Source organism: Erysipelothrix amsterdamensis (assembly GCF_940143175.1).
Taxonomy (GTDB): domain Bacteria; phylum Bacillota_I; class Bacilli_A; order Erysipelotrichales; family Erysipelotrichaceae; genus Erysipelothrix; species Erysipelothrix amsterdamensis.
Map to the genome: position 1 here is coordinate 1,774,661 of NZ_OW659496.1, position 23,818 is coordinate 1,798,478.

General features: G+C 37.2%; 26 protein-coding genes. 4 read left to right on the forward strand and 22 right to left on the reverse strand.

Translation table 11 applies throughout. The annotated features are described in order from the left end of the window. Nucleotides 1–9 precede the first annotated feature (9 nt). Entirely contained in the window at nucleotides 10–714 is a 705-nt protein-coding gene (locus NMG63_RS08480; RefSeq protein ID WP_254006375.1) for a helix-turn-helix domain-containing protein, read from the forward strand. Continuing rightward, nucleotides 687–1,673 (forward strand): IS3 family transposase, encoded by a 987-nt coding sequence (locus tag NMG63_RS08485; RefSeq protein WP_254007443.1) that lies wholly within the window; start codon nucleotides 687–689, stop codon nucleotides 1,671–1,673. Before NMG63_RS08480 ends, NMG63_RS08485 begins: the two co-directional genes overlap by 28 nt. A 95-nt stretch (nucleotides 1,674–1,768) precedes the next feature. Here the strand turns inward: NMG63_RS08485 and NMG63_RS08490 are convergent, their stop codons facing one another. The 21 genes from NMG63_RS08490 to NMG63_RS08590 form a co-directional block, all read right to left on the reverse strand. Next, on the reverse strand, nucleotides 1,769–2,554 hold the full coding sequence (locus NMG63_RS08490) for an NUDIX domain-containing protein (protein WP_254006962.1): 786 nt from the start codon (nucleotides 2,552–2,554) through the stop codon (nucleotides 1,769–1,771). A 61-nt stretch (nucleotides 2,555–2,615) separates the two neighbouring features. Beyond that, nucleotides 2,616–3,299 carry a 50S ribosomal protein L1 gene (rplA, locus tag NMG63_RS08495; protein ID WP_003774385.1) on the reverse strand — a complete coding sequence of 228 codons (684 nt, stop codon included), beginning with the start codon at nucleotides 3,297–3,299 and terminating at the stop codon, nucleotides 2,616–2,618. 6 nt (nucleotides 3,300–3,305) lie between these two features. Continuing rightward, nucleotides 3,306–3,728 carry a 50S ribosomal protein L11 gene (gene rplK, locus NMG63_RS08500; RefSeq protein WP_013853423.1) on the reverse strand — a complete coding sequence of 141 codons (423 nt, stop codon included), beginning with the start codon at nucleotides 3,726–3,728 and terminating at the stop codon, nucleotides 3,306–3,308. Nucleotides 3,729–3,872: 144 nt separating this feature from the next. Further along, nucleotides 3,873–4,295: a GNAT family N-acetyltransferase gene (locus tag NMG63_RS08505; protein ID WP_254006963.1), complete on the reverse strand. Its 423-nt coding sequence runs from the start codon at nucleotides 4,293–4,295 to the stop codon at nucleotides 3,873–3,875. Nucleotides 4,296–4,398: 103 nt separating this feature from the next. Further along, nucleotides 4,399–6,378 (reverse strand): transketolase, encoded by a 1,980-nt coding sequence (tkt, locus tag NMG63_RS08510; protein WP_254006964.1) that lies wholly within the window; start codon nucleotides 6,376–6,378, stop codon nucleotides 4,399–4,401. A 101-nt stretch (nucleotides 6,379–6,479) separates the two neighbouring features. Then, on the reverse strand, nucleotides 6,480–8,147 hold the full coding sequence (locus NMG63_RS08515) for a phospho-sugar mutase (RefSeq protein ID WP_254006965.1): 1,668 nt from the start codon (nucleotides 8,145–8,147) through the stop codon (nucleotides 6,480–6,482). 62 nt (nucleotides 8,148–8,209) lie between these two features. Then, the gene (locus NMG63_RS08520) at nucleotides 8,210–8,476 is read right to left on the reverse strand and encodes a phosphocarrier protein HPr (RefSeq protein WP_003774368.1); all 267 of its coding nucleotides are present in this window, start codon (nucleotides 8,474–8,476) and stop codon (nucleotides 8,210–8,212) included. Between the two features lie 70 nt (nucleotides 8,477–8,546). Then, entirely contained in the window at nucleotides 8,547–9,002 is a 456-nt protein-coding gene (locus NMG63_RS08525) for a 23S rRNA (pseudouridine(1915)-N(3))-methyltransferase RlmH (protein WP_254006966.1), read from the reverse strand. Further along, the gene (locus NMG63_RS08530; protein WP_254006967.1) at nucleotides 8,999–10,102 is read right to left on the reverse strand and encodes a S1C family serine protease; all 1,104 of its coding nucleotides are present in this window, start codon (nucleotides 10,100–10,102) and stop codon (nucleotides 8,999–9,001) included. The genes NMG63_RS08525 and NMG63_RS08530 overlap by 4 nt, the downstream gene beginning before the upstream one ends. After that, nucleotides 10,099–10,827: an MBL fold metallo-hydrolase gene (locus NMG63_RS08535; RefSeq protein WP_254006968.1), complete on the reverse strand. Its 729-nt coding sequence runs from the start codon at nucleotides 10,825–10,827 to the stop codon at nucleotides 10,099–10,101. Before NMG63_RS08535 ends, NMG63_RS08530 begins: the two co-directional genes overlap by 4 nt. Nucleotides 10,828–10,843: 16 nt before the next feature. Next, entirely contained in the window at nucleotides 10,844–12,379 is a 1,536-nt protein-coding gene (locus NMG63_RS08540) for a M23 family metallopeptidase (RefSeq protein ID WP_254006969.1), read from the reverse strand. A 67-nt stretch (nucleotides 12,380–12,446) separates the two neighbouring features. Then, nucleotides 12,447–13,955, reverse strand: coding sequence for a peptidoglycan DD-metalloendopeptidase family protein (locus NMG63_RS08545; RefSeq protein WP_254006970.1), 1,509 nt, complete (start codon nucleotides 13,953–13,955; stop codon nucleotides 12,447–12,449). A gap of 1 nt (nucleotide 13,956) precedes the next feature. Then, the gene (gene dnaB, locus NMG63_RS08550; RefSeq protein WP_254006971.1) at nucleotides 13,957–15,327 is read right to left on the reverse strand and encodes a replicative DNA helicase; all 1,371 of its coding nucleotides are present in this window, start codon (nucleotides 15,325–15,327) and stop codon (nucleotides 13,957–13,959) included. An 11-nt stretch (nucleotides 15,328–15,338) separates the two neighbouring features. Next, nucleotides 15,339–15,785 (reverse strand): 50S ribosomal protein L9, encoded by a 447-nt coding sequence (rplI, locus tag NMG63_RS08555; RefSeq protein ID WP_013853429.1) that lies wholly within the window; start codon nucleotides 15,783–15,785, stop codon nucleotides 15,339–15,341. A 1-nt stretch (nucleotide 15,786) separates the two neighbouring features. Beyond that, complete coding sequence (locus tag NMG63_RS08560; RefSeq protein WP_254006972.1) at nucleotides 15,787–17,742, reverse strand: DHH family phosphoesterase; 1,956 nt, start codon at nucleotides 17,740–17,742, stop codon at nucleotides 15,787–15,789. 46 nt (nucleotides 17,743–17,788) lie between these two features. Beyond that, complete coding sequence (locus tag NMG63_RS08565) at nucleotides 17,789–18,328, reverse strand: DUF2232 domain-containing protein (RefSeq protein ID WP_254006973.1); 540 nt, start codon at nucleotides 18,326–18,328, stop codon at nucleotides 17,789–17,791. A 53-nt stretch (nucleotides 18,329–18,381) separates the two neighbouring features. Further along, nucleotides 18,382–18,615 (reverse strand): 30S ribosomal protein S18, encoded by a 234-nt coding sequence (gene rpsR / locus NMG63_RS08570; protein ID WP_003774357.1) that lies wholly within the window; start codon nucleotides 18,613–18,615, stop codon nucleotides 18,382–18,384. A 17-nt stretch (nucleotides 18,616–18,632) separates the two neighbouring features. Then, nucleotides 18,633–19,106 (reverse strand): single-stranded DNA-binding protein, encoded by a 474-nt coding sequence (ssb, locus tag NMG63_RS08575; protein WP_003774356.1) that lies wholly within the window; start codon nucleotides 19,104–19,106, stop codon nucleotides 18,633–18,635. A 25-nt stretch (nucleotides 19,107–19,131) separates the two neighbouring features. Then, complete coding sequence (gene rpsF / locus NMG63_RS08580; protein WP_003774354.1) at nucleotides 19,132–19,422, reverse strand: 30S ribosomal protein S6; 291 nt, start codon at nucleotides 19,420–19,422, stop codon at nucleotides 19,132–19,134. Between the two features lie 139 nt (nucleotides 19,423–19,561). Beyond that, nucleotides 19,562–20,200 (reverse strand): IspD/TarI family cytidylyltransferase, encoded by a 639-nt coding sequence (locus tag NMG63_RS08585; protein ID WP_003774352.1) that lies wholly within the window; start codon nucleotides 20,198–20,200, stop codon nucleotides 19,562–19,564. A 61-nt stretch (nucleotides 20,201–20,261) separates the two neighbouring features. Continuing rightward, nucleotides 20,262–21,113, reverse strand: coding sequence for a LysR family transcriptional regulator (locus NMG63_RS08590; RefSeq protein WP_254006974.1), 852 nt, complete (start codon nucleotides 21,111–21,113; stop codon nucleotides 20,262–20,264). Between the two features lie 93 nt (nucleotides 21,114–21,206). Between NMG63_RS08590 and NMG63_RS08595 the strand changes: the two genes are divergently transcribed. Next, a complete protein-coding gene (locus tag NMG63_RS08595; RefSeq protein ID WP_254006975.1) occupies nucleotides 21,207–21,770 on the forward strand; it encodes a chromate transporter in 564 nt (187 codons plus the stop codon). Next, nucleotides 21,754–22,293, forward strand: a complete 540-nt coding sequence (locus NMG63_RS08600; RefSeq protein ID WP_254006976.1) for a chromate transporter — start codon at nucleotides 21,754–21,756, stop codon at nucleotides 22,291–22,293. The genes NMG63_RS08595 and NMG63_RS08600 overlap by 17 nt, the downstream gene beginning before the upstream one ends. A 39-nt stretch (nucleotides 22,294–22,332) precedes the next feature. On the opposite strand, the gene lysS is transcribed toward NMG63_RS08600, so the two are convergent. Continuing rightward, complete coding sequence (lysS, locus tag NMG63_RS08605) at nucleotides 22,333–23,817, reverse strand: lysine--tRNA ligase (RefSeq protein WP_254006977.1); 1,485 nt, start codon at nucleotides 23,815–23,817, stop codon at nucleotides 22,333–22,335. Between the last annotated feature and the right edge of the window lies 1 nt (nucleotide 23,818).

Consider the following 23,818-nt stretch of genomic DNA (forward strand, 5'->3'; position numbering starts at 1 on the left):
GCTTTTTCTATGGGGAGAAAGAATAAATATCCAGCCGAAATAAAAGAACAAGCAATTAATGAATATTTGAATGGCATAAAAGGTGCACCAGAAATAGCTGAAGAATTATCTATTGATTCTAGTACATTACGTAGTTGGGTGAAAAAGTATCAAACTTATGGTATTGAAGTTTTTTCAGATAAAGATCGAAACAAAAGTTATTCGAAAGAGCTCAAGGAATCCGCAATTAGGGATTATCTTGAAGGCGCAGGTTCTCTTAAAGATATTAGTATTAAATATGGTATAAGTTCCCATGAGGTTTTGCGCGGATGGATAAAAAAGTATAATAGACTTGAAACTATAAAGGATTACGATCCTAAAGGAGAAGTCTATATGACAAAAGGTAGAAAAACAACAATTGAGGAGCGTCAGGAAATTGTCGCATATTGTATTGAACATGACTACGATTATAAGGGGACTGCTGAGCGCTATGAACTTTCTTATGCTCAGGTTTATCAGTGGGTGAAAAAGTATAACGAATTGGGAGATGATGGTCTTCTTGATAAACGTGGCAAGCGAAAACAAGAAGATCAACTTAGTAATGAAGAACGTTTAGAACGTAAAGTAAAACTACTTGAAAGACAACTCGAACTGAAAGAACGCGAGAACATTCTATTAAAAAAAGTGAAGGAAATCGAAAGGGGGCGATATTCTCCAAAGCAAAACAAGAAGTAAAGTATCTCGCAGTGCAGGAACTACATCATAAACATGGCTGGAGTATTCAGTGGATGTGTAAGGTACTTAAAATCGCAAGAAGTAGTTATTATAAATGGACGCATCGTGTTGAAACAAGCAATGAAATTGAAAATCATGAGCTTTGCAATCTCATTCTTGATTATGATGAACTATTTGGACATATCTTAGGCTATCGACGCATGACGGATTGGATCAATGAGTTGAATAGCGTTCAATATAACTCGAAGAGGATTCATAGACTCATGAAGATGCTAGGGGTGAAATCAGTGATTCGTCAAAAGTCTAAAAAATATTCACGAAGCACTCCTGAAATCACAGCTGAAAATATTTTAAATCGAAATTTCTTTGCCGCAAAACCGAATGAAAAATGGCTGACAGACGTCACAGAATTTAAGATTAAAGGTTCAAGTAAGAAACTATATCTCAGTGCGATTATTGATCTTTATGATTTAAGTGTTGTGGCGTATCAAATAAGTGATCGGAACAATAATCAACTTGTGTTTGATACTTATCATAAAGCTATCGCGAGATATCCAGAGGCAAAACCTTTATTTCACAGTGACCGCGGATTCCAATACACAAGTAGGGCATTTAGGAAACAGCTAGAAGATCAAGGAGTGATGCAAAGTATGTCTAGAGTGGGACATTGTATTGATAATGGTCCTATGGAAGGATTTTGGGGAACAATCAAATCAGAAATGTACTACCCTAATGAATTCAGTACAAGAAGCGAATTGAAGAAAGCAATTGAAGTGTATATTGATTTTTATAACAACAAGAGACTTCAGAAACGCTTCAAAAACAAAACACCAATGATGGTTCGAACTGAAGCGCTAGGAACAGAGACACCTGTAGTCTACGCGATTCCAACTAACAAGAAGATTGAAGCTTACTGGTCAAACATTAGAGAAAAACAAATGCAGTCACTTGTAGCATAAAAAAGATGATTCATCATAAAGTGATAAATCATCTTGGATATTTTATTTATTTCACCTGTCTACTTGACAGGGAGCAGTTCATACCAGCTGTCTTTTTACATGCTCTGGATGATTTGTTTAACTTCAACCATCCCCATATTAATGTCTTCAATTTCATCTTCCGTAATCCATAAGACCGAGGACGCAGCAGGTTCTGAAAAGTCACCTGACACTTCAAAAACCAGATTCACATAATGGACTGTTTTATGAAACTCTGGAAGTTCTACAATATCTTCCGCAATCCCAATAAAATAAGAATCATCGATATCATAACCAGTCTCTTCTTTAACTTCGCGTTCCAAGGCTTGGTAAATTGTTTCGTTCAACATTTGACGTCCGCCCACTAGGTTATGTGCATCATCGAAAAGAATACCTTTATCAGAACGTATTAAAGCACTAACTCTAAACGTCAATTCATGCCCCTCCATAATCGTATAACTCATATCCTTGGAAGTTAATGAATTTGGCTCTACATTACGATACTCATAAAAATCAAAATCCTCTGCTTTAATAAAAGGGAGCCACTCATCTGGGTAATTGCCTTCTTCAACAAGCGTATAGGATGTTTCATCACTGAGATCATCTACTTCAGCGATTAATACAAAGTTATGTGCATGATCATAATCTCGTCCAAATGATTCACCAATGCCCATAAACTCAAGATTCGAAATGTCTTGATTATATGATTCCTTAACCAATCGTTGTGCACAATCTTCAATTCGCTCTTTATACTGTAACACACCTTGAATTGGCTGAAGGTTTCGATCAAACAAGTACTTTTCTTTATATTTAATAAGCACTGTAACGACTACACAGTATTCTTTCTTAAATTTTAAGTCCATAATTACTCCTTATTGATATAGAAAAACCGGTCAGAGACCGGTTTGTTTAATTTAACATAAATTAGTCGATTGAAACTTTGATTCCAGGACCCATTGATGTTGAGATTGTAAGGTTTTTAATAAAAGCACCCTTAACAGCAGCTGGACGTGATTTAAGAATTACGTCATGTAATGCGTTAAAGTTTTCTTCTAATGCTTCATCTGTAAATGATGATTTACCGATAATTGTGTTAACGTTTGATTCTTTATCAACACGGTATTCGATTTTACCTTTTTTGATTTCTTCAACAGCTTTAGTGATGTCCATAGTTACTGTTCCAGTTTTAGGGTTTGGCATTAAACCTTTAGGTCCTAATACACGACCAAGTTTACCAAGCTCACCCATCATATCTGGTGTAGCAACGATAATGTCAAACTCGAACCATCCTTTTTGGATTTCTTCAAGAATTTCTTTACCACCAACAAAATCTGCTCCTGCATCTTTTGCTTCTTGTTCCTTAGCGCCTTGAGTTACAACCAATACCTTTTGTGAACGTCCTGTTCCATTAGGTAATACCATTGCACCACGGATTTGTTGATCAGCATGACGAGGATCAACATTTAAACGGTATGAAACTTCGAATGTTTCATCGAATTTTGCGAAACTTGCTTCTTTTGCTAATTTGATTGCTTCAGAAATTGAGTAAACTTTTGAGCGATCCACTAATTCATTAGCTTTAACGACGTTTTTTGATTTTTTAGCCATTATACTCTAGTCCTCCATTCCTTCAATAGCAATACCCATATTACGTGCTGTACCAGCAACGATGTTCATAGCACCTTCGATGCTATTTGCATTTAAATCGGGCATTTTATATTCAGCAATTTCACGTAATTGATCTGCTGAGATCGTAGCAACAATGTTTGAATTTGGTGTTGCTGATCCACTCTTAACTCCAGCAGCTCTCTTTAATAAGATAGCAGCAGGTGTTGTTTTTAAGACAAAATCGAATGATTTGTCATCGAATACTGTAATTTCTACAGGTACGACGTCTCCTGCACGATCTCTACTTTGATCATTGAACGCAGTACAGAATTGAGGCATGTTAATACCAACACCAGCTAATGCAGGTCCTGGTTTAGCGCCACCGGCAGGGAATTGTAGTTTAACTACTCTTGCAACTTTTTTACTCACGAGACATTCCTCCTTATGTGTGTTTGTCTGTGCTGTGGTTAAATGAATGGTTGCATCACTCTCCCACATTACAAAAGCCTTTTTACAGGCTTATATATTTTACATCTTACACTGGTCTAAGTCAAGCGTCATTTTTGAGGAAGATTATAGGACTTCCGGCCAAACCATCGTATGTTCTGTTGGGCCATCATTATGCGTCTCCACAACAACAAATCCCTCACGTTTATAAAAACTTTGTGCTCTTGTATTTTGATCATAAACATTAAGTGTGAGTTCATCATAACGTGTTTTTATATAATCAAGAAGTTCTTTACCAATGCCCTTATTTCGCGAATCGTTAGAAACAAAAATTCCCGCAAGATAATATCCTTCCATCACTCCCGCAAATCCCTCAATGACACCGTCTTCTACAGAGACATAGATATTCGCATGCTCCATCATCTCTTTCACACTATCATAATTATCGTTCCAAAACGCAGCATCCACAAATGAATGAACCTCTAAATTACATTTTAACCAAATCTCCATAACTTGATCTATTTCAGGAATTTCCATATAACGTATCATCTACGTACACCTCTTCTCTTTATATCTATTATACCTATTTTTTTATACGTCGCACGCCTCTTTAAGAAAAAAAAGATGTGAGCGCTGCCCACATCTTATAAATTTATTTAAGTATTGATTTTACCGTTTCAGATACATTATCCACTGTAAATCCGAATGCTTCAAAGAGTTTCGGTGCTGGTGCAGAACCACCAAAGTGATCCAAGGTTACATAAGCGCCATCAAGACCGATAAGTTTACCCCAACTGAGAGATGAACCTGCTTCTACGGCAACACGCGCGCGCACTGCTGATGGAAGCACAGATTCTTGATATTCTTTGCTTTGTTCTTCAAAAAGTTCAATACATGGCATCGAAACAACACGAACACCTATGTTTTCTTTCTCCAAAGACTCAGCAGCTTCAATTGCTAATGAAACTTCAGATCCTGATGCCATGATAATCGCATCGATCTTTTCAGCGTCCTTCACAACGTAACCACCTTTAAGTGCATCCGCACCTGTCATTTCAAGTTGTGGTAAGTTTTGACGTGAAAGAATCAGCCCAACAGGTGTTGTTTTAGATGTAAGAGCTAAAACCCACCCATATGCAGTTTCGATAGCATCCGCTGGTCGGAATGTATAGAAGTTCGGTAATGAACGTAACATAGTAAGTTGTTCAACCGGTTCATGTGTAGGTCCATCTTCCCCAACACCAATACTATCGTGAGTTAAAACGTAAGTTAGTGGTAAGTTCATCAGTGAACTTAAACGAGCCATTGGTTTTAAGAAATCAGAGAACACAAAGAATGTTGCGACATATGCTTTAAGTCCACCGTAAAGTACAATACCATTACCCATCGCAGCCATTGCATGTTCACGAATTCCAAAATGAATATTACGGCCTGCAAAATTTTGTGATGAGAATGAATCTTCCTCATTCATATGGGTCATATTAGAAGGGGCTAAATCCGCTGATCCTCCAAAAATATTTGAATATTGATCTTTAAGACGATTTATCATCATACCGGAAACATTACGTGTTGCCATTGGTTTGTCTTCAAATTCAAATAATGATTTATTCTTTGTTAGTTCTTCTACAGTAATGTCTGTGAAGTCTTGTTCTAACTGTTGTGCTAATTCTGGATAAGCATTTTTATATGAATCCATCATTGCATTCCATGCATCTTGTGCTTTCGCACCTTCAGCTGCAATAGCACCAAAGTGTTCGTACACTTCTTTGGGAACATAGAATGGTTCCAGGCTTGGGTAATTTACAAGTTCTTTAAATGTTTTGATTCCTTCCTCACCGATTGGAGCACCATGTGATGAGGCAGAACCTTCTTTAGGTGTTCCGAAACCAATCTTAGTTCGGATTTCAATAAATGAAGGTTTATCAAGATTTAATTTAGCTTCAGTAATTGCAGCGTTGATTGCTTCGATATCATTACCGTCTTCAACCACAAATGTATCGAAACCATAAGCTTCATAACGTGCACATACATCTTCATGGAATGAAAGATCTGTACTTCCTTCGATTGTGATGTTATTTGAATCATAAAGGACAATCAAGCGACCTAAGTTCATTGCGCCCGCAAAAGAAGATGCTTCACTTGTAATTCCTTCCATCATACAACCATCACCTGAAATAACGTATGTGAAGTTGTTGAATACGTCGAATCCGTCTTTGTTATATTTCGCTGCGAGGTGTTCTTGAGCCATTGCCATACCAACTGCAGTTGATAAACCGGCACCCAAAGGACCTGTTGTTGCTTCAACGCCATCCGTATGACCATATTCTGGATGACCGGGTGTTAACGAATTGAATTGACGGAAATTTTGTAAGTCTTCTTTCGAAACTTTATATCCAAACACGTGCAAGAGTGAGTAGAGAAGTGCCGATCCATGTCCTGCTGACAGAACAAAACGATCTCTGTTGATCCATTTAGGATCAGCCGGATTAAAGTTCATATGATTTGCCCACACAGTATATGCCATGGGTGCAGCGCCTAAAGGCATTCCAGGATGACCTGAATTTGCTTTTTGAACTGCATCTACAGATAACACACGAAGTGCATTAACTGCTAAGTTTTCAATATTATTCATAATTTATATGTGCTCCTTCTTTTTCATATATAAGATACATGATTTCAGCGAATATATCAATGTACCGCTTACGCCTTAAAAAGACATAGCACAACATATTTTTAGTCGAGTTGCGCTATTTCATTAATATCTTCTTTTAGTGCTTCAAATTTCAAGAGTGATTCTTCAATTGTTTTCCCCACAACGCAATAGTAAAATTTACATTTTGGTTCCGTCCCAGATGGTCGGATTGCAATCCAAGAGCCATCTTCAAGACTATATTTAATAACATTTGATTTTGGTAATGTTAAGATCTCACCGTTTGAACGTGAAGATGTTAAATAGTCATCACGGTAAAGAACCTTAATTCCCGCAAATGCTTCGATTGTTGATTCTCTAAATGTTGAAAGAATTTCCTGAATACGATTCAAGCCTTCTTGTCCTGATAACGTAATTGCTACTTGTGTTTCATGATATGCACCATGTCTGTCATAAAGCCCGTTCAGAACATCAACAAGCGTTAAGCCATGATTTTTGTAATAGTTAGCCGCTTCCGCAACCATCATACATGCTTGCAAGGCATCTTTATCACGTACAAAATCTGCGAGAAGATAACCGTAACTTTCTTCATAACCAAAGACAAAATTAAAGTCACCCACTTTATTGTGATTTTCGATGCTATCACCAATGTATTTAAAACCCGTTAATGTTTTCTCTACATTCACCCCGTAAGATTGCGCAATTTTTTCTCCTAAATCGGAAGTTACGACAGTATTAAACATAATTGGATTTTCTGGCATCGTTTCTTTTTCGATTCGCGTTGCATAGATATATTCTTGAAGTATTGATCCACCTTGGTTTCCTGTAAGATAAACATACTCACCGTGGTGCTTAACCACAATACCCATACGGTCCGCATCCGGATCACAACTGAGTACAAGATCTGCATCCTGTTTTACCGCATATTCAACGGCTAAATCATAGGATGCCTTTTCCTCAGGATTCGGAGTTTTTGTATTACTAAAATCAGGATCATAATTACTTTGTTCCATTACAGGAATAACATTGTATCCTGCATCCGTTAAGATATCCGGTACAAGTGGATAGGATGTTCCATGTTGCGATGTAAACACAACCGATAGGGTTTTTTCTTCCTCTGGACGTAATTGAATTGAATGAATTGCATCTTTATAGGTTTCATCAAAATCAGCTTCCATATAAGAAATCATTGAACGATTCCCCTGATTGATATCCACTTTAGTTTCATCGGGTTCTTCATTGATGAGGGAAATCACTCGAGCAATCTTGTGATCTACCAATTGACATCCATTTTCATCATATACTTTATAACCATTGTATTCTTTAGGGTTATGACTTGCTGTAATAACAATTCCACCAACACAGTTTAACGTTCTTACCGCAAATGATAACTCAGGTGTTGGACGTGGTTGTGAAAAGATGTAACTTTTAATCCCGTAAGTTGATAACACCATCGCACTCACATCCGCAAATTCTTTAGACATATGACGGTTGTCATACGCAATCGCTATTTTTAATTCTTGATCTTTAAATGTCTCAACTAAGTATTTCGCAAATCCCACACTTGCTTTCGCTACCGTATAAACATTCATGCGGTTAGGTCCGATTCCTAATAATCCGCGCATACCTGCAGTACCAAATTCTAATGACTTATAAAAAGCGTCATGTTTTGTGCTTTCATCCATAGTTTGCATTGCTTCCTCAATCCATGAATAATCGCGAGCCAACTCATTCCATCTATCTAATGACATAATTCCCTCCTGCATAAAAAAAATAGAAGATTCTCATCTTCTATTTTATTCTAATTATAAAATTAAGCAATTACTTTTTGTGCTTTTAGTACTTCTTCAATTGTAGCGATTGCATCATCTTGATCTTCGCCTTCAGCAGAAATAACGATTTCTGACTGAGTTGGAATTCCTAATGACATAACGCCCATGATTGACTTCATGTTTACAGCTTTACCTTTGTAGCTGATTTTGATTTCGCTCTTGAATTTGCTTGCTGCATTAACTGCTACGGTTGCAGGACGTGCGTGCAATCCAACAGGATCAATAACTGTTACTGTAATCTCTTTCATAAGTATAACCTCCTACTTTTCATTTCAATTTTATACTATTTTAAAGATTAATACAATGATTAGTCTTTTTTTACTTGTGATATGGATGATTTTTTGAAATCATAAAAAACCGATACACTTGTTCGTACAACATAAGGCGGACGAGTTGGTGTGGAAAAGTAAGGTTTGAAATCTTCCAACGATAGTTAGAACGCTCTCTAATTGCTTGGTTTACACCGTGAGAACCTCCAATAATAAATGTGATTGGTTTTCCCATATCGATGAGATCCATAATCTTTGCACTCATCGAAACGGAATCTAAATCTTTTCCACTTAAGTCCATTAATACGACATAGTCACGATCATCGATTTTCTCAAGTATTCGTTGACATTCATCTTCAATGATACTTGTAACATCAGTTTTATTAGAATTTACGAGTTCGATCATCTCGACAGAATGTATGGGCTTAAGACGTTTCTCATATTCTTGAATCAGTGCTTGCATTGGTTTTTCTTTAATTTTTCCAATTGCGATAATTTTTATCACTGCAATGTTACCTCTACCTCGTGAATTTCTCCATTACGATTTATCGTAAGTTTAACAGTATCGCCTACTTTATGTGCATAAAGTTCACGTCTAAACTCACGGTAACTTGAAATGGCTTTACCATTAATATGGGTTAAAATGTCTCCCTCTTTAATGTCTGCTTTACGTGCTGGGCCATTTTGTGTTAACTCAGCAATAAAGACTCCCGCATTCACGTCTGAGGGAACTTTATAGTAATTCTTTAAGAAAGGGTTCATTTCAGAAACGGAAACACCCGAAATTCCAATAACAGGATACGAAACTTTTCCAGTTTCTTCGATTTGTTTAATAATTGGTACAACTTCATTGACAGGAATTGAGAATCCCATCCCTTCAACTTGAGCCGAAGAGAGTTTCATGGAGTTAATTCCAATCAATTCCCCATTCATATTTACTAGTGCTCCACCACTATTTCCCGGGTTAATTGCAGCATCTGTTTGCATTACAACCATATCCCAATCTGGATTGCGGTCTCCATTTAAGTCAACTGGGACTTTACGATCTTTTCCAGAAATAACTCCAAATGTTACGGAGTTTGCGAATTCTAAATCTACTGGACTTCCGATAGCGAGAACAAATTCCCCCACCTTAACAACAGAAGAATCCCCAAGTTTCATTGGTTTCACATCAGAATCAGTTTCTACTTGAAGAAGGGCTAAATCGGTAAATGGATCTGCACCCAATAGTTTCGCTTCGACTTTTTCACCATTTGAGAATTGAACATAAAATTGTTCACCTTTTTCAGTTACGTGATTATTGGTGATAATGTGAATCTTACCACCTTCATTTTTGTACACAACTCCTGATCCGCTTCCAGCCAATTGTCCACCTTGTACATTTAATACACTGACAACTTGATCCCTAACGTTTTCAACAACTTTCGTTGGATCTGACTCAAACTCGGTTACGACTTTTTCAACAGTCTTTCCATCTTCGGTCTTTTCTGTGACTGTAGGACGATTGTTTAGCTCGTAGACTTGATAGGTAAGAAATCCGTTCCACGCAAGTAAAATAACTAAAATTCCAATAAATGTGTTTTTAAAACCTTGATCTTTTTTCATATTTGATATCCTCCAATTACAATTTCAAATTGTTTAGCGACATTGAATTCAATCCCCTCATTATCAACCAATTCACGTACGGTTGATAGGGCTAAATATTCATCATTAGCTTCCGAACTAAGATGGGCTAGTAAAATTTCCTTTGTTTTTTCCGAAACAACTTTTGATAACAGAACACCTGCTTCTTCATTAGACAAGTGACCTGTATCCGATAATATCCGACGCTTAATGGCGTAGGGACGATTGGTTTGCATTAATAATTCAGGATCATGATTACTTTCCAGGATGTAATAATCGGCATCTCTGATCAATTCAAAATCCTGTTCACGAATGTAACCCGTATCGGTAATATATACAAGTTTACGACTTCCGTCATCTACAATATATCCTACTGAATCATCCGCGTCGTGAGATGTTTTCACTGCCGTGATTATAAACGGTCCAACGTGAAAGGGTATATACGGTTCAACCTTTGTATGGTTAAACATAACCTCTGAAGGACAGTAGATTTGATGGTGAGAAAAATGTTTCAATTGACTGGTATGATCACTATGATCATGTGTAATCAAAACACAATCCACATCATCAAATGTTAGTTCTAGTGATTCAAAACTCTGTTTGAGATAACGCTTTGTGGTTCCACAATCAATCATAATTCGAACCCCATGCGATTCCACAAGACAACAGTTCCCTTTAGAACCGCTTGCAAGCATTGAATATTTCATAAACATCTTCCTTTACCTAACATCCCATTACGGTGCATGGGTCTACCCGCACGCCGTGATAACGGAACTCTAAATGAACATGAGGCCCATAAGTAGTACCGGTCATACCCATATATCCAATATTATCACCACGTTTTACAAGATCACCAACATTGAAGTAAGGACCTGTAGCCATATGTGCATAAAGTGTTGTGTAGCCATTACCGTGATCAATCACAATATGATTTCCCCAACCACTTTCACATCCATAATTCCCTTCAAAACAACCACTTACAGTTTCCGAAACAACACCTCGGTCAACTGCATAAATTGGGCCGAATCCTCCACCATTGAGGACAAAATCGGTTCCATTATGGTTGTAGTAACACGAATTTCCATATACACATGAAATATTTGCGTTATCTAACGGCCAACGATAGTTCCCCGATCCAATCCGTGGTTCAACCTTCGTACCATAGCGAACTTTACCACGTATAGGCTCTTTCGTTACTTGAGTCCGGATTTCTTCCGAAGACTTCGGAGCACCGTTCACAATAACATCTTCATAAACCACATCTCGCTTACCATTTTGTTCCACAACATCCACAACTTCTTTCCCTTCAGATAATTCCGGGTCTGATTCGTAGATTGTTGACTCGGGATAAACAACCTCAGAGGTCATTCGTTCACGAGTGATTTTAACGGTAAAAGGAGAATTAAACTTACTTACTCGAAGTTTCGATCCAACCTCAAGCACTTGGTTTACATCTTTAATTATATCACTATTTATATATTTTATTTGATTTGCATCCATTCCTTTATGCCAAGCAATCCCTGCGATTGTGTCATAAGGTTGAACTTCATAAATTTCAACTTTTGGATTATATCCATAACTTAGAAACGTTAAAACATCACTTTCATTCATAAGAATATTCTCTTTGGATGTTAATCCTTTACTTATTTGAACTGTTTCTTCCACTTCAACATTAACATCATGCGTTCCATAATCCTTAATACTTTCAATTTTGCGATTATTTTTCATCGCATCAAATGTTTTGTCATCTGTAAAGTTTCGAATAAAGGTATCACGGGCTTTGTTGAAATCATCGATGTTTTTAACATAAATAATCGCTCCATTGGAGAATGTGACTTGATTAACTTCAATCGCAAAGAGTTTTTCATCATAGAGATATTGGAATATTTCATCATCACGATCTTCATAGTGGTTAAAGCTTAATTCTTTAACAAGAATTAAGTCATCGATAAAGCCTAATTTTGAATCTGGAAATTCTGTTTTATATTCTTCTTCGTAGACCTTATCAAACATCTTATTTAATTTTGAACCGTCGCTTATAATCCCCACTAATTTTTCGTCACGATAAAGTTTTGTAACTTCAATGGGTTTATCCGACTTCCCTTCAGACTCTTGTGGGAAGATAGACGTAGATGTATCGGTTAATTTGTATAAATCCACAACACTCGTATTCGCACTCACTGTTTCAATTGCGTACGCAATAAGTACTGAGACTATAAAAGTTATCAGGATTAATTTCAGTTCTTTATGTTGTTTCATTAAACCAACTCCTTTTGGAAAGCACAAACGAGACCGAAATCTCGTTTATACTTCGATTTGATAAAAACTAACAGCCTATAACACCACATGCATCAACACGTGTTCCACCACCAACAATAATTTCAAGATGGACGTGTGGATAACTTGTTCGTCCCGTCATACCAACATAACCAATATTCTCACCTTTAGCGACAGTTTGTCCTGCTTGGAAATAACCTGGACTTGCCATGTGTGCATAGAGGGATCTGTATCCATTACCATGGTCGATAACTATATAGTTACCCCATCCTCCTGGATCATATGAGTTCGTTGTGACAACACCACGATCAATTGCGTAAATTGGTCCATAGCCACTACCGTGTGTTGAGAAGTCTGTACCTGAGTGATTTGGATAACAACCATAACCACAGAGAACATATGCATTGTCTAAAGGCCAACGCCATGCACCACTACCAACTTTAGGTTCAACTTTTGTACCATAACGAATAACACCACGTACTGGTTTCTTAGTTTCTTTACTCGATATTTCTTTCGTTGAAATGGATGCACCATTCTCATAAATATCTTCATAAATAACGTCACGAGCTCCGTTTTGTTCCACGACATCCACAACTTCTTTACCTTCCGCAAGTTCTGGATCGGATTGATATACCGTTTTTTCAGGATATACCGGTTCCGTCGTCATACGTTGTTTTGTTACGGTGACTGTAAATGGCGAATCAAACTTACTTACTCGAAGTTCTGATCCAACTTCAAGAACTTGATTCACATCTTTAATTTTATCCGCATTAATGGATTGAATCTGGTTTACGTTCATTCCACTGTGATATGCAATACCTTCTAAGGTATCAAACGGTTTTATTTTATATGTTTCAACTTTCGGATTATACCCATAGCTTAGGAAGGTCAGAATTTCTGTTTCATCTTTTAGGATTTTATCCTTCGTCGCAAGACCCCGTGTTACTTTTACGGTTTCTTTAACCTTCACGTCTATATCCTTGGTTCCATAATCTGTAATGGCAGGAATTTTCTTATTATTCTTGATCGCATCAAAGGTACTTTCACTGGTAAAGTTTTGGATAAATTTATCACGTGCTGAATCAAAATCTTCAGAATTCTTTACATAGATGATGGCTCCATTTGAGAATGTAACTTTATTCGCTTCAATTGCAAATAAGTTTTCTTTATAAAGATATTCAAAAATATCATTGTCACGATCTTCATAAACATTAAAACTCATTTCATCTACTTGAATGAGGTCGTCAATAAATCCCAGCTTTGAATCTGGAAATTCTTCTTTATATTCATTTTCATACACTTCATCAAACATCTTTTGTAGACGAGTCGAATCTTTTAAGACCCCTACAAGTTTTTGCTCGCGATAAAGCTTTGTAATCACTACAGGTTTATCATTTACAGTCACAACTTCTTGTGGAAATATTGCAGATGATGAATCGATTGCTTCATATGCTGTTTTAATTTCCGATGCTGAAGTTGGAGACTTGTAAAGATACCCTAATCCAACCGCAAAAAGAAATGCGACGGATATCATAATGAGGTTTTTATGTTTTTTCATATTACATTCTACCTCCATCTCCGGCAACACCATAGAACTTACTTATGGAAGCATTGAACATAAGTGTAATGTCTGCCAATGCACCATTACGGTGTTTCGCCATTTTTAGTAATACTTCTTGTTGTTCTGGTTTCGGTAATTGAGGTCCATCGTCCTCTTCACCTTCGCGGTCTTTATAATAATCTTCTCGATACAAGAACATTACAATATCCGCATCTTGCTCAATCGAACCGGATTCACGTAAATCACTCAATTGTGGTATTTTACTGTCTCGACGTTCCACTAAACGTGATAACTGTGACAGCGCAATAACAGGGCAATCCATTTCACGGGCTAACTGTTTGAGACCACGTGAAATTTCAGATACTTCTTGTTGACGTGATTCTGTTTTTCCACGTCCTGAGATCAGCTGAATATAGTCAATCACAATCATATCTAAATTACCTTCAGATTTAAGTTTTCGACATTTTGAAAAAATTTCTGGAACAGTAATTGTTGAACTATCATCAATAAAGATGTTGAGCTTTGATAGCACATTGGCTCCTGCATAAACATTATTTAATTGCTCATCATTTAAGTTACCGGTACGTAAATACTCGCTCTTCACAGAAGATTGCGCACTCAACATACGTGAAATTAGATGTGTTGCAGGCATTTCGAGGGAGAAAATCGCCATTCCTGCTTTTTCATTTTTATTGTGGCGTGCTGCATTCAGTGCTAGATTCAAGGCAAATGCCGTTTTCCCTACAGACGGACGCGCCGCTAAGATAATTAAATCACCACGTTGCAAACCGTTAGTAACATTATCCAAATGGCTGTAATTGGTCTTCAAACCGGTGATACGGTCGTGGTTTTCACGAATTCGATTTAAATTCTCTATTACTTCATTTACAACCTCACGACTTCGCTGCATTTCAGTTGTACGACGAACACGCGTTACTTCTAAAATTCTTTGTTCCGCTTCATCAAGCAGTGCAGTAAGTTCAGTAGTAGAGTCAAAACCCTTTTCAGCGATAGACTGCCCAACATCAATGAGGCGTCGCATTTGAGCTTTTTCTTGAACAACTTCAATATAGTGTTTCACACTTGCTGGTGTTGCACTGTTTTCTGTAAGTGCAAACAAGTATTCGACACCACCCACACTATCAATTTCATGTTGATCTTTTAATCGTGTTATTAAAGTCGTCGCATCTAAAACACGACCACGTTCAATAATTTCTATCATATGAGAAAATATTTTTTGGTGCTCGGTATTATAAAAGTCATCGACTTGCATATCATATTCTTCAACAACTGCAACAGACTCTGGGAACACCAATAGCGTTCCTAAAAGAGCCATCTCAGCGTCTTGACTGTAAGGCAATTTACGCATAGTTCCTCCTCTTATTCAGCAATTAATTTAACGTGGATTTCTCCGGTTACATCTCCATAAAGTGTTGCTTGGATACGATTTGATCCTAAATGAGTAATTGGACCACTGGGTTTAAATTTACGCTTGTCCACTTTAATCTTGTGTTCTTTTTTCAATGCATCTTCTACTTGTTTTGTGGATACAGAACCAAAGACACGACCACCTTCACCCACTTTGACTTTAAATTCTAAAGTGATTTTCTCAAGCTCTTTCGCTAGAAGTTTCGCTTTTTCAATTTCTGCCTGAACTTCAGCAGCATGTTCTTGTTTTTGGTGATCTAAAATTTCACGACTTTGATCACTTGCCATAACTGCGAGTTTATTCGGTAATAAAAAATTACGCGCATAACCATCCGCAACCTCAACGATATCGTTCTTTTTACCTACTTTTTTAACGTCTTTTAATAAAATTAATTTCATATTATTCACTTTCCTCTCTTACATTTTCTATAGCTTTTTTAAGTGACTCTACGACTTCATGAATCGATTGTCCTTTAATTTGAGCTGCAGCTCCAGTAAAGTGACCGCCACCACCGAGGCGTTCCATAACAACTTGAACGTTTAATTCACCTTTTGATCGTGATGATATCGCGACAATGTCTTCATCAACATAAGCCACCACAAACGACGCTTCAACCTCTTTCACAGTTAGAATTTCATCAGCTGCTTGAGACATCAATGGTCGTGGTAATAACTCATCCTTGTATGCTGCAATTACGTAGTAATCATCAAAAAATTCACATTTACTCAATACTTTGTTTTTCATTTCAAAACTCTCATATTCATCACGAAGCATATTTTCAACTTCCATTAAATCAGCGCCATACTTACGTAATTCAGCTGCGGCTTGGAAAGTTCTACTTCCACTTCGATTTCTAAAGCGATTGGTATCAATAAGCATTCCTGTATACATAAAGGTTGCTTCAAGTTTAGAAATAACAACATTACGTCGATGATACGGGAATAATTCCACAATCAGTTCGCTCGCTGATGAAGCGGACGACTCAATGTACGTTAGGGTTGGTTTAAATTTAAAATCCCCTGTACGTCGATGATGGTCAATAACCACAACAGTTTCTGCTTTATCCACTAAATCTGGGAACTGACATTGTTGTAGCGAATGATGGTCTACCATGATCAGTAATGTGTTTGGACCAATAAGCGAACGCGCTTGTTCATGTGTCACTAAATTGTGATCCTTTTCAAACTCATCACGATGCTTACGAATACCTCCCGCAAGATTGACCTCAGTATCCTCTAAATCAATAACAATCGAAGCTTCTTTATTATAAACGGAAACGATTGACGAGACACCCAGCGCACTTCCGAAACAATCAAAGTCCATCATACGATGGCCTACAATCACAACATTGCTGGATTCTAAAATGTGTTCACCAAGATTTTGAGCCATAACCCGCACACGAACTTTACTACGTTTCTCCACAGCCTCTGTATTTCCACCAAAGTAACGCATAACTTCATTTTTTGTATTAATCGCTACTTGGTCACCGCCACGACTCTGTGCCATTTCAAGGGCTTTATTCGACATATCCTCTAAATCCTTAAAGTTATCACTATGTCGGGCAAACGCAAGAGACAAGGTAATACTTGCATCAATTTTTGTAGCTTGTTTTCGAATCTCATTCACAATCGAGAAACGTTCACTTTCAAGCCTTTGAAATACTTGTTCATTTAAGACTAAAAGATAACGGTCTGGGCGAATACGACGCACGAACATCTCATGATTATCAGCCCATCTTACGACAGCCTGTCGAATGTTTGAGTCAATAAAAGCAATCGTTTGCTCTTCCTCATATTGAGTTGTTTCTTCATAGTTATCAAGGTGCGCAATCCCCAAGACAACTTGATTATTTCGGTTGATAATCTCAAGTTCATTTAAATCCGTAACATCTTTAAAGAAAATAATGTTCTTTTGACCCATCGTCGATGCTTCAAAAACATGGGAATCAAAACGAATTGTCATCGTTTCATTATTTCCTTTAATAATTTTCACAATAGTCGGAAAGATATCAGTAACCAATTCTCCGGTACCAAGGATATTAAGTTCATCAAAAAGCTCACTCATCCAAGTAATCGTATTTTGATCATCAAGTGTGATAATCCCCATATTTGCATATTCAAAAGCATAACTTGCTTCTTGTCCTAATACATCCGCAACAGATATAACGCGTTCCTTGCGACTTGTAATCGCAGTAGCGAAAATATAGAAGATAATTGCAAAGTCAATTACAAGAAAAATATACTGTACAACATACAAATATTTATTAATAAAAACATGGAAAAAGAAGAGGACCACCAATTGGGTCAAAGTTAAAATCATTAAACGTGTTTTAAGAGTCTCAAATTGATTAGACATAATAAACCCCCTAGGTTTTCACCTTAAATTTTATCACAAATCGACACTATTTTCTATTACGATGTAACATCACTAAAACGATATCTGCACTCGTTTTCATTATAAAGAGTTCCATAGCCATTGTAATTAGAACCATACTAATTGAAATACCATAAAGTACAAGTGAATTGTGAATATTTAGAATCCCTTTCACAGATTGAATGATTTCTTGAAAGTCCATACCAAAAGCAGGACCAAAGAAACGAATCATTATAAAGTAAAACAAAGCAATAACTACTCCCATAGCAAGATAACTCCGTGTTGGGGAAGCCTCTTTTTTCATACAGTAAATATACGCTAATCCTACAGCACCATACCCTGCCATCATCAAAATTGTTGAGAAAAGCCCCGACATGATAACCGCCATTATAATACATGATAAGTAAACTACAAACGCCTCGGACCAATCACAATACGATCCGTAGACAATTAAAGGTAGCGCAAGAAACGTCATAAAAAAACCAGCCGTTATGCGATCAAAAAACAAAATAATCCCTGTTAAAGCAACAGTCATTGCACCATATGTTAGGCTCAGTGTTTTCTTCATAATTGTATCCTCCATAAAGTAAAAACCTCTCGTTAGAGAGGCTTTTGAATATCTTAGTTATCTGATACGTATGGTAATAAAGCCATTTGACGAGCACGTTTAATAGCTGTTGCTAATGGACGTTGGTATTTAGCTTTTGTACCTGTAACACGTCTAGGAATAATTTTACCATTTGCTGAGATAAAGCGTTTTAGTAATTCCACATCTTTGTAATCGATTGTTTTTACGTTATTTTTTGTAAAATAGCAAACTTTACGACGTGGTCCACGGAATTTTCTGAATGACATAACAAATCTCCTTTCGATTAGAATGGAAGATCGTCACTGGTTATATCGAGAACAGGCTCATCATCCATTGAGAACGATGGTTCAGGATCAGCTTGGTATGAAGGTGTATAACTTGATCCACCTTGATTACTATTTTGATTCTGGTATTGGCCTTGGCTTGCGCCTTGTTCTTGACGTTGTGCGCGTGATTCGAGTGATTGAAGTGTATCCACAACAACCTCTTGAACGTATACACGTTTACCGGTAGCGTCTTCATATGATCTCGATTGAATTCGACCTTCTAGACCTACTAAAGCACCCTTTAGTAAGTAATTCGCCATAAAATCAGCTGTTTGATTCCAAGCCACACAATTGATGAAATCAGTTTCATCTTGTTGACCGAAGCGGCGATTGCACGCTACAGTAAACGAAACGACTGACTTACCTGTTTGTGTTTTACGAAGTTCTGGATCTCGAGTTAAACGACCCACTAATATAGTGCGATTAATCATAAATAATCACCCCTTGTGTTTTTGATTAGATTTCGTCTTGACGTACGATCATGTGACGGATTACATCGTTATTGATACGTGTTAAACGGTTAAATTCATTAACTGCTTCATCACCTGATGTAAATTGAGTTACTACATAGTAACCTTTTTTGAAGTCTTCAATTTCGTATGCTAGTTCGCGTAAACCCCATTCATTAACTTCATCAATTGTTGCTCCGTTATCTGTTAAGATAGCGTGTAATTTAGCAATAACTGCTGTACGAGCTTCCTCGTCTAATGTAGGTTTCACGATGTACATTACTTCATATTTGCGCATTTGTACACCTCCTTCTGGTCTATGGCTCTTTCGAGCAAGGATATTTTTTTATATTTTATCCGTTCTTCATTATACCAAACAAAAAGGTCTATGTAAACCTATTCCGTCATCACTAAATAAGTTTCACAGACCTAATGTCCTAATCTTCTTTTTTTAGAATAAATCGACGATTTCTTGAATCGCCTGCTTCAACCGCAATCTTAACATCAGAGAATGCAGAGACCACTTCTGAATCATCCATAAACGTCCCACCCGAACGATTCGCTTTCGCATAACAACTCAAAATAAAAGATGTGTGATATGCCTGAGGCGTTTGGGTTTGAATAAAGGAATCCGTATCAACTGTTGACTCAATATATCCATCAACAACACGGCACATACGGCTGGTTGGAGGTAATCCAAGTACACATGCTTTTTCAGTTTGCATGCGAACAAGTAGTTTATCAATTAAACCTTGACGTAACCAAGGACGTACACCGTCATGGATAAGAACAACATCCTCTGAAACCGCTGTAAGACCAATCAACACGCTCTCCTGACGTGTTTTACCGCCCTTAACATAAACAATCTTGCCACTACCATTAGACTTTACAACACGCGTCATATCAGCAGAACTCGCAACAATTACAACCTGTTTGCACTGTGCATCATGCATAAAGACTGAAATTGTCTGACCTAAAACACTTTTTGAGTCATTAAATGAGGCAAGTGCTTTTGCATAACTTGCACCTTCTGCTGCTTTTTTCCCAGCGGCAACAATTAATACTGAATAATCCATAAGTCACCTCTTCTTTTTTAGTATTCTAACATATCACAGGCTCGGATTAAAGGAATTCGTATTATTTACCAAATGCCTCCAGAACAATATCCACAAATTCATTCAAAGGATCTTCAAAAACTTGATTTTTTCGATAACACAGAGTAATCGGTGTTGTGATATCAGTTGTGATATCGTCATAAATATAAAAATCATGATGTATGAGTACTTCCGGTAAGAAACCAATCCCTAAATCTTGTCTTACCGCGAAAAGAATTGCTTCTGAATTAACAGTTTGCCATGTCGGGTGATAAACTAATTTATGTTTTAAAAGCAACGCTTCAAATGCATTACGAATTGAACTCCCGGATTCCCGAAGCAATACTCTGTGTTGAAGTAAAGATTCAAGGTTCGAAATATTATGTGGATATTTAGAGAAAAATTTTAAGCTATAAGTCCCAAGTTCAATTGTCTCAAATGTCTCATCGTGCATTGATCCTTCAATTATAGCGACATCAACTTTATCCTCAATGAGTAGTGCAAGCACATCTTGCGCATTGGCGATTGTTGTTTCGGTTTTATGCTCCAAATGTAAGGATTCATAGCGTTTGATAATATCTGGTAACGTTGTCTTTGCGACAGTGATACTGGACCCTATTCGTAAGGGATTCGATTTATTGAGTTTAAATACATCTGCTTCAAATTGGTGATAACCTTTTAGAAAATGAGTCACTTGAAGATAAAACTGAGCGCCAAACGGAGTTGGCTCAATGCCTCCAGACTTACGCACAAAGAGATTACGATTCAAGACCGTTTCAAGTTCCTTAACTGCTTGAGATACCGCCGGCTGTGATATATACAACGTCTCGGTTGCTTTAGTAATTGACTTAAGTTCGTATACTTCTTTAAAGATTTTTAAGAGTCGAATATTCATAACCTACCTCCATAATGATTTAGTTATACCTCTATCATTTCTATCTATTATAATTATTACCGAGAATTACCTATAATACAAGCGGAGGCTTTTATGAAACAAATATCAAATTTAGAACTATTCTATACATCCTTCTTTTTATCTGCTGTGTCGTTTGGCGGAGGGTATATTACCATCCCAATTTTACGCACAAAGTATGTTGAAGAGAAAAAATTAATTACCGAAGACACATTACAAGATCTTGCTGCAATTGCTCAATCAGCACCCGGTGCCATATCCGTAAATCTAGCAACCGGAGTGGGCTATAAAATCAATGGTAAAGCTGGAGGGTTCGCATCGTTTATCGGGACCATCTTACCACCCTTATTTATAATCTCAGTAATAACATATTTTTATGATTTCTTTATGGGGCAAGCACTTATACAAGCTATATTTAAAGGCTTAGAAGTAGGTGTTGCTGTGATTATGGTGCGATTGGTGCTAGATATGGTTAAGGATCTGTACCAAAGAGATCACAAATTTGCAGTCTTCTTATATCTCACTGGATTGTTGCTTTCTCTCGCATTTAAGATTCATATAGTTTTTATTCTAATCTTTAATTTTGTAGTCGTGTTTATGTTTAATCGATGGGAGCAAGATCATGTTACAGTTGATTAAGCTATTCTTTGAGTTTTTATATGTTGGGTTATTCAGTCTTGGCGGTGGATATGCAACCATTCCACTCATCGAGAATAGAATTATTAACATTCATGGTTGGATTACGACACAAGACTTTATCAATATGATAACCATTTCCCAAATGACTCCCGGGCCTTTGACAGTAAACATCTCAACCTTCGTGGGTCTCAATATTGCTGGAATCCCGGGTGCAATGATCGCGACACTTGGATGCGTCCTTATCGGTGTCTGCTTAACACTTAGTGTGTATGGATCCTATGATAAGGCAAGTCACAAAGATTTATGGGAATTGATTTTGAAATCCTTACGCATTAGTTCCGCAACACTTATCAGTCTTGCGACGGTAACCATTTTTTCAATGTTGCTTTTGAATGAGAGTAGCTTTAGTGCTTTAACTATAGTTGTATTCATCTTAGTATTTGGATTTAGTTATAAATTCAAACTTCAGACAACTCAAATTCTAATGCTTTCTGCCTTTCTTGGTTTATTATGGCTCTTATAGAAAAAAAGATACTAACTGTCAGTTAGTATCTTTTTTTCTTTATCTTTTTTTCATGTGTGGGAATAACAAGACATCGCGAATACTTGCGCTGTCTGTTAAGAGCATGATGAGGCGGTCTAGACCGATACCGATTCCACCTGTTGGCGGCATTCCGTATTCTAACGCTTCAACATAATCAACATCCATTTCATTCGCTTCTTCATTACCAAGTTCACGTTCGCTTAATTGACTTTCAAAACGTTCGCGTTGGTCAATAGGATCGTTCAGTTCGGAGAATGCATTCGCATATTCACGGGCATCAATGAACATCTCAAATCGATCTGTAAAACGAGGATCTTCTGGATTTTTCTTTGCAAGTGGCGACACTTCAACAGGGTGACCATAAACAAATGTTGGTTGGACAATCTTTTCTTCACAGAATGTCTCAAAGAACTCATTAACAACATGGCCAAATGATAATTGATGTTTTGCCATATTAATATTATGTTCTTTCGCAATTGCAACTGCTTCTTCATCAGATTTGACGTTCCAGAAGTCAACTCCTGTAACATCTTTAATGATATCAACCATATGGACACGACGGTAAGGGCCTTTTAGTGAAAGTTCAGTTCCTTGATATACGATTTCAGTTGTTCCTAAGACTTCGTGTGCAAGGTATTCAAGTAAACCTTCACTGATATCCATCATGTCATACATATCTGCGTAAGCTACATAAGCTTCAATTGTCGTGAATTCAGGGTTATGTTTTGGACTCATTCCCTCATTACGGAATAAACGACCAATTTCATAGACACCTTCCATGCCACCAACAATCAAGCGTTTTAAAGGAAGTTCAGTCGCAATTCTTAAATAGAACTCCATATCCAAGGTGTTGTGGTGTGTCACAAAAGGACGTGCTGCTGCGCCTGATAAGATCGGAGTTAAAACCGGTGTTTCAACTTCTACCAAACCACGGTCATCGAAAAATTTTCGAATTGAACGCATAATTAATGGACGTAACATTGCAGTACGTCGTGAGTCTTCATTCATGATTAAATCTAAATAGCGACGACGGTAACGTTCTTCTTTATCTTGTAAACCATGAAATTTATCTGGTAATGGTCGTAATGCTTTTGTAAGGTGTGTCAATTCACTCGCTTTAACGGATAATTCACCATGGTTTGTACGGAAAATTGTTCCTTCAACACCTAAAATATCCCCTAAATCAAGTTCTTTAAAGTACTCAAACGCTAGATCTCCAACTGTATCTTTTCGTACGTAAACTTGGATTTGTCCATCACGATCTTGAAGATGCATAAATCCAGCTTTACCCATGACACGCTTAGTCATAACTCGACCAGCTATTTTGGTTGTAGCTTCAAGTTCTGCAAGTTCTTCTTTTGATTTGCTATCGTAAGCCCCAAAAATGTCGGATGAGCGTTCTTCAGGTTTAAATCCACTTGCAAAGGGATTGATTCCTTGTTCTCGCAAAGCCTCCATTTTCTCACGACGAACAATTTCTTGTTCTGTTAATTCATGTCCCATA

Excerpts from the sequence above, each read along its gene's own strand:
- NMG63_RS08515 (WP_254006965.1), bottom strand. The coding sequence starts at position 8,147 with ATGTCATTAGATAGATGGAATGAGTTGGCTCGCGATTATTCATGGATT.
- NMG63_RS08600 (WP_254006976.1), top strand. The coding sequence starts at position 21,754 with ATGTTACAGTTGATTAAGCTATTCTTTGAGTTTTTATATGTTGGGTTA.
- NMG63_RS08530 (WP_254006967.1), bottom strand. The coding sequence starts at position 10,102 with ATGAAAAAAGATCAAGGTTTTAAAAACACATTTATTGGAATTTTAGTT.
- rpsF (WP_003774354.1), bottom strand. The coding sequence starts at position 19,422 with ATGCGCAAATATGAAGTAATGTACATCGTGAAACCTACATTAGACGAG.
- NMG63_RS08535 (WP_254006968.1), bottom strand. The coding sequence starts at position 10,827 with ATGAAATATTCAATGCTTGCAAGCGGTTCTAAAGGGAACTGTTGTCTT.
- rplA (WP_003774385.1), bottom strand. The coding sequence starts at position 3,299 with ATGGCTAAAAAATCAAAAAACGTCGTTAAAGCTAATGAATTAGTGGAT.
- lysS (WP_254006977.1), bottom strand. The coding sequence starts at position 23,817 with ATGGGACATGAATTAACAGAACAAGAAATTGTTCGTCGTGAGAAAATG.
- NMG63_RS08565 (WP_254006973.1), bottom strand. The coding sequence starts at position 18,328 with ATGAAGAAAACACTGAGCCTAACATATGGTGCAATGACTGTTGCTTTA.
- NMG63_RS08545 (WP_254006970.1), bottom strand. The coding sequence starts at position 13,955 with ATGAAAAAACATAAAAACCTCATTATGATATCCGTCGCATTTCTTTTT.
- tkt (WP_254006964.1), bottom strand. The coding sequence starts at position 6,378 with ATGAATAATATTGAAAACTTAGCAGTTAATGCACTTCGTGTGTTATCT.
- NMG63_RS08560 (WP_254006972.1), bottom strand. The coding sequence starts at position 17,742 with ATGTCTAATCAATTTGAGACTCTTAAAACACGTTTAATGATTTTAACT.
- rplI (WP_013853429.1), bottom strand. The coding sequence starts at position 15,785 with ATGAAATTAATTTTATTAAAAGACGTTAAAAAAGTAGGTAAAAAGAAC.
- rpsR (WP_003774357.1), bottom strand. The coding sequence starts at position 18,615 with ATGTCATTCAGAAAATTCCGTGGACCACGTCGTAAAGTTTGCTATTTT.
- NMG63_RS08505 (WP_254006963.1), bottom strand. The coding sequence starts at position 4,295 with ATGATACGTTATATGGAAATTCCTGAAATAGATCAAGTTATGGAGATT.
- NMG63_RS08590 (WP_254006974.1), bottom strand. The coding sequence starts at position 21,113 with ATGAATATTCGACTCTTAAAAATCTTTAAAGAAGTATACGAACTTAAG.
- ssb (WP_003774356.1), bottom strand. The coding sequence starts at position 19,106 with ATGATTAATCGCACTATATTAGTGGGTCGTTTAACTCGAGATCCAGAA.
- NMG63_RS08595 (WP_254006975.1), top strand. The coding sequence starts at position 21,207 with ATGAAACAAATATCAAATTTAGAACTATTCTATACATCCTTCTTTTTA.
- NMG63_RS08585 (WP_003774352.1), bottom strand. The coding sequence starts at position 20,200 with ATGGATTATTCAGTATTAATTGTTGCCGCTGGGAAAAAAGCAGCAGAA.
- NMG63_RS08480 (WP_254006375.1), top strand. The coding sequence starts at position 10 with ATGGGGAGAAAGAATAAATATCCAGCCGAAATAAAAGAACAAGCAATT.
- NMG63_RS08540 (WP_254006969.1), bottom strand. The coding sequence starts at position 12,379 with ATGAAACAACATAAAGAACTGAAATTAATCCTGATAACTTTTATAGTC.
- dnaB (WP_254006971.1), bottom strand. The coding sequence starts at position 15,327 with ATGCGTAAATTGCCTTACAGTCAAGACGCTGAGATGGCTCTTTTAGGA.
- NMG63_RS08490 (WP_254006962.1), bottom strand. The coding sequence starts at position 2,554 with ATGGACTTAAAATTTAAGAAAGAATACTGTGTAGTCGTTACAGTGCTT.
- NMG63_RS08520 (WP_003774368.1), bottom strand. The coding sequence starts at position 8,476 with ATGAAAGAGATTACAGTAACAGTTATTGATCCTGTTGGATTGCACGCA.